The sequence below is a fragment of the Acetobacter oeni genome (genome assembly GCF_011516825.1).
Lineage (GTDB): Bacteria > Pseudomonadota > Alphaproteobacteria > Acetobacterales > Acetobacteraceae > Acetobacter > Acetobacter oeni.
On sequence record NZ_WOTA01000067.1, the window covers coordinates 1 to 4,694 of the forward strand.

Genomic DNA, 4,694 nt, shown 5'->3' on the forward strand with positions numbered 1-4,694 from the left:
AGCGCGATACCGATACAGCACCGCTTCCACAAACAGACGGTTATCCGCGGCCGTCCCGCCCACATGGCCTTCCCGGCCCGGAAGAAGATCCCTGATCTGCTCCCACTGACTGTCACTCAGAGCATACCGGCGCATCCACATATCCCCCCTGAAAACAGGGAGAAAACATCATGCATCGGACAAAAGTACAAGGCCCAGACCAGCAGGCGCTAACTGACGACACGCCCTAGTATCGCTGCTCCGTGTTTCTCCCTTGCCGCACCGTCGGGTTCGCAAGTTTGCTGCGGATAAAGGGTCTGATGCGACATACGGCGCGCGGCAATCAGGTGCGATGGAACATCGGGTGCAGATCCCGACCTGAACGAGCTCGAGAGTCGGCTGTAGACAGAGGGATCACGCCTGCGCGCCGAGGCGGTGTCGATCCGGAATGCATGTAACAGAGCAAGGTAGGGCAAAACGCCAGATTTCTCCCTCAGTCAGATCCGGCTGCACCATGAAACTCCCCCACGATACGGGCTTTTTCCCGCTGGCGATTGTACCGGAACTGAGATAGCGTCCAACTCAGATACACAAGTGTATCCGAATCGAACGCCACGCAGAACCGTTCAAATCTGGAGAGAAAATGACCATCGCCATCGTGGTGCTGTGCCTGCTTTGGGCCGTGACCATCCCCACCTATTGGATCCTGTGGACACGAAGCGCCCCAGGCGATGAGGGCCACCCTGCCGGTTATGTCGCCCATGAGAGCGCATTCCGTCTCCCCGACCTCACCCTTGCCCTGCTTCTGGCGACGACCGCCATCCTGGCTCTTCTGGGGATTGGCGCGATGAGGACAACAGGCCTGGTTGCTGCGGGGATGATGCTTTTTCTTGGCCTTATAGATTTCGCCTATGACCTCGCTAACGGCGGAAAAACGCGCGAGTACATTGGTGATGCGCTGCTCGTTACCAGCGCCTGCTCCCTCGTTGCGCTGATATTGATCGGGGATGCATCATGACCTTGCAGATAGCCTCCTTCGACGCGGAGGAGTTGGCCGAAGCCTACGGAACCCCGCTTTACGTGATCGACGCGCGTATTCTCATCCAGAACGTGCGAAAGTTTCAGGCAGCGTTTCAGGCTCACTGGGCCGGGCCGGTAAGAATCCTCCCCGCCATCAAGGCCGGGACCGCGATCGCGCTCCTCAAGCGTCTGCGCACGGAGACCGACGGTTGCGACCTGTTTAGCGAAGGCGAGTACGAGGCCGCCTTGCGAGCAGGATTCTCGCCGGGATCGATGAGCCTGAATGGTAACGGCAAGCTCGCGAGCGTCGGGTTCATCGACAGACTGGTGCGCGACGGCGTACGTATCACTGTCGATGATATCGGCGAACTTGATGCGATCGAAAACGCCGCCGCCAAAGCGGGCGTTGTCGCGTCCCTCAGGTTGCGGATGCGCCCCGATCTTGGTGATTACTGGGCCGCTACCGACTTTCTCACGGAAGGCGTGCCAACCTACATCGCGTCCCAGGCCTACAAGTCCGGGATGCCGACCGCGGACCTTCTCAGGGCCGGGAAACGCGTGATTGCATCGCCGCATCTCAACCTGACCGGGCTTCACACTCATTTTGGCCGTCACAAGGCAACGACTGCGTATTGGCGGGCCGCCGGGCGCGCTACAGCCCGCGAAATTATCCTCTGCCTCGAAGCGTGGCCGGGATGGGTTCCGCGAGAGATCGACGTTGGCGGAGGTTTCGCCGGGCCGGGTGACGGTATCGCTCATCAAGGATCGTTCGGCTTTGCGGCTGAGGTTTTCGCGCTGCAGGGCCTCCGGCTGCTTCCGACGAAAATACGTTGTGCCGTGACAGCAGCCCTTTTTCGCGCATCCCGGCGACAAATTGCCGAGAACCGGGCGTCGGCGCCCCCACCATCGTTCGACGATTATGCGGGTGCGATGATCGGCGAACTGGTCCACGTGCTCGGTGGTCGGCTGGATCTGCGTCAGGTTGCTCTTGAGGTGGAGCCCGGGCGAGGGATTTTTGCGGATGCCGGCAGCCATCTTGCCCGCGTGCTTGGCGTCAAACGTCAAATGCGGCCCCTGCCTTGGACATGGGTGATTACCGACACCTCCACGGCATTTCTTTCCGACGCCAATACCGAAAAATGTCGTTTCACTGTGCGGGTGGACCCGGCCCATCCAGGCACTGGCACCGAAATCGTGGACCTGACGGGGGTCAGCTGTGACGCCGATCGCATCGTCGGGGATGCGCGGGTCGCGTGCGGCATCTCCCCTGGCGATCTCATCGTGTTTGAGAACACTGGCGCCTACAACGAGCAGGCGGCAACGAACTTCAATTCGTTGCCCAGACCTGCAAGCATCCTCATTGATGACAACGGACCCCAACTCATCCGTCGTCGTGAGACGATCGACGATGTGCTTTCCCGTGACGTTGTGGATGCCAAGGGAGATCACCGATGACCGGCGCCCTCGGGATCGTCACGCTGGCCATGGCGGACTCGATCAACCCGCTTGCCATCGGCATGGTCCTGGAAGCCCTGATCGTCAATCGCGCTATCCGACAGGCCACAGTTTTTGCTGCCGCGACCCTCATTATCAATACGGTCTTCGCATGGCTTCTCATCCAGGGATTCGACTTTTTCCGTGGACTGCAGCAGACGATCTGGCCGGTGGTGCTCATCGTGCTTGCCGGAGTTGGTTTGGTGGGACAGGGACTTTACGACGCCGCCAAGGCGTACCGTCATCCCGATGTCAGGATACGCTTGTGGCTTTCGATCGCCGACGCGACCTCCGCGAAAACGATTGTAGTCGCAGCCGCTGTCAGCCTGGCACTTCTGCCATTTGGTGGTCAGCTCGTGGTGGCAATGCTGGAAATCTCCGGCATGCATGGCAGCGCGGTTTTCGACTGGGGCTGGGCGGTGCTCTACAGCACCATCTATACGCTCCCGCTCTGGGTCATCATCGGGTTCGGCCTCACCCCATTGGGTAACTGGCGCTCGCGCTCCGAGGGGTTCAGACGGTACGGCGCTGCGGTGGCCAGTATGGTGTTCGGGCTGATCCTGATCGTAATAGGTCTGTTTTCGTAGCGATAGGGCGACAAACCAGACGCTCTTGGCGCAAATGTAAGCGTGGTCGTATCCTTGATACTGTCCAGTCCTGCCGACGCGCATTGAGGCTAACACCTAAGACTACAACGCAAGCTCGCTGTGCTTGAGTAACACGATGAAGAGGTATGCTGTCCCTTTCGTGCCGGAGCTGGGCTCGCTTCACTCCGTCAATATTTACGCTTATAGTATCGGCAGGGTTCAGAAATGCCGACGGCCACGATATCTCGCTATATCTGCTTTGGGCGCGGCATCTGCCCACGGGCGGAAGGACGTATCGTATGGACCAGTCATCGCGGAAACTGTCCCGCAACGAACAACAGCAGGAGACCCGCACGGCCCTGATTGTCTCGGCGCTGCATCTGTTTGCCCGATATGGGTTCGATGGGACGTCCATCCAGGCGATCGCCAAGGAAGCGGGGTTCACTCGCGGAGCCTTTTACGCGCATTTCGCGAGTAAGCATGAAATTCTCGATGCCGCTATCGCCGAACGCGACGCGCTGGATCGCCAGCGTCTGAGTGCCAAGATCGACACGCTACCAACGACACGCGCCACGGTTTCTGCTTGGATTGCCGACTCACAGCGGGCCGATCTGCCACTCGGTGCTTTGCGCCTCGAGGTTATCCGCCACAGCCTTGGCTCCACGGATCTCGCCCAGCTTCTGCTGGGAAATCAGCGAGCCGAAGTCGAGGGTATTCGGACCATATTGGTGAAAATGGCCAACGACCTTCCGCTGCGACAGGGTATATCGGCGCCGATTGCAGCACAGATTATTTCGTCGTTCCTCGACGGCGTCGCCATCCACGCACTCATTGATAAGGCATCGGATGTGCACGCACTCTGGAATGCGCTGATTCTGGGGCTTACCGCAGATGACACGTCATCCGCACAGGCGTGAGACAGTCGGCTGTGGTTTGCCGCGGCACGGGCGTCTTTTTTTGTCTATGATGGCGCGCACAGATCATGACTTCATCATACGAAAGACGATTGCCGCAACGTCATCGCTCTCTGTAACGCCACCTTGCGATGAAAGGTCAAAAGACGCACGTCAGTGTCGCCGTCGCTCGGGGCTCCCGTAGTTGATGGCAGGTCCGCGTGCGACACCGGTCGCCAGTTTTGACTTGCGCCGAACGAATACGCGTGCCCTCCTTGGTGTCACTGAACTGTCAACCATGTGCAGCCTGACTGTCACATGGACGGAGGGCTTGAAATGTCTGTCCCAGCTGATCTTGTATCGCTCGCGTCCAGTTTGCGGATTGCGGAAATCCTGGTTCTCAGTGTGACGTCGGTCCTCGCGGTGTGGGTCGTGAGCCTCGCTGCGTCTCCAGAGCCCGAGCCACAGCCGATCCCAGTGCGCGTTCGCCGCCGCTGACCGTCCGGTGACGGGATCGGCTCGGTGCTTTCCGGACCGCTGTAGCCCCCCCTTCACGCGGGTCTGTTTCGTGGTTGAGGTGATTTCGTCGATGCACCACATGGGCCACTGAGCGGATGGCGCCCAGTTTACCTTCGAGGGAATCACCGGAAGCGCCGTCGCCAGAACAGCCTTCAGCCGATACGTGCGCGGGTCATGGACGGCAGGTTTCTTGCCGAGTTTA

General features: G+C 59.6%; 5 protein-coding genes and 1 pseudogene. 4 read left to right on the forward strand and 2 right to left on the reverse strand.

The window, feature by feature from the left end:
* Positions 1–135, reverse strand: a 135-nt coding sequence (locus GOB90_RS18415; RefSeq protein ID WP_173572213.1) for a transposase, incomplete at its 3' end; no start/stop codon positions are given.
* A 487-nt stretch (positions 136–622) separates the two neighbouring features.
* On the opposite strand from GOB90_RS18415, the gene GOB90_RS18420 reads away from it, so the two are divergent.
* The 4 genes from GOB90_RS18420 to GOB90_RS18435 all read left to right on the forward strand — a co-directional run bounded on the left by GOB90_RS18420 (position 623) and on the right by GOB90_RS18435 (position 3,997).
* Positions 623–997: a hypothetical protein gene (locus tag GOB90_RS18420; protein ID WP_146893063.1), complete on the forward strand. Its 375-nt coding sequence runs from the start codon at positions 623–625 to the stop codon at positions 995–997.
* Positions 994–2,454, forward strand: a complete 1,461-nt coding sequence (locus GOB90_RS18425) for a diaminopimelate decarboxylase family protein (protein WP_146893061.1) — start codon at positions 994–996, stop codon at positions 2,452–2,454. Before GOB90_RS18420 ends, GOB90_RS18425 begins: the two co-directional genes overlap by 4 nt.
* Entirely contained in the window at positions 2,451–3,080 is a 630-nt protein-coding gene (locus tag GOB90_RS18430) for a hypothetical protein (protein WP_146893059.1), read from the forward strand. Before GOB90_RS18425 ends, GOB90_RS18430 begins: the two co-directional genes overlap by 4 nt.
* 299 nt (positions 3,081–3,379) lie before the next feature.
* On the forward strand, positions 3,380–3,997 hold the full coding sequence (locus tag GOB90_RS18435) for a TetR/AcrR family transcriptional regulator (RefSeq protein ID WP_173572214.1): 618 nt from the start codon (positions 3,380–3,382) through the stop codon (positions 3,995–3,997).
* 150 nt (positions 3,998–4,147) lie between these two features.
* Here the strand turns inward: GOB90_RS18435 and GOB90_RS18440 are convergent.
* Positions 4,148–4,694, reverse strand: a pseudogene (locus GOB90_RS18440) (hypothetical protein); the annotation flags it as partial.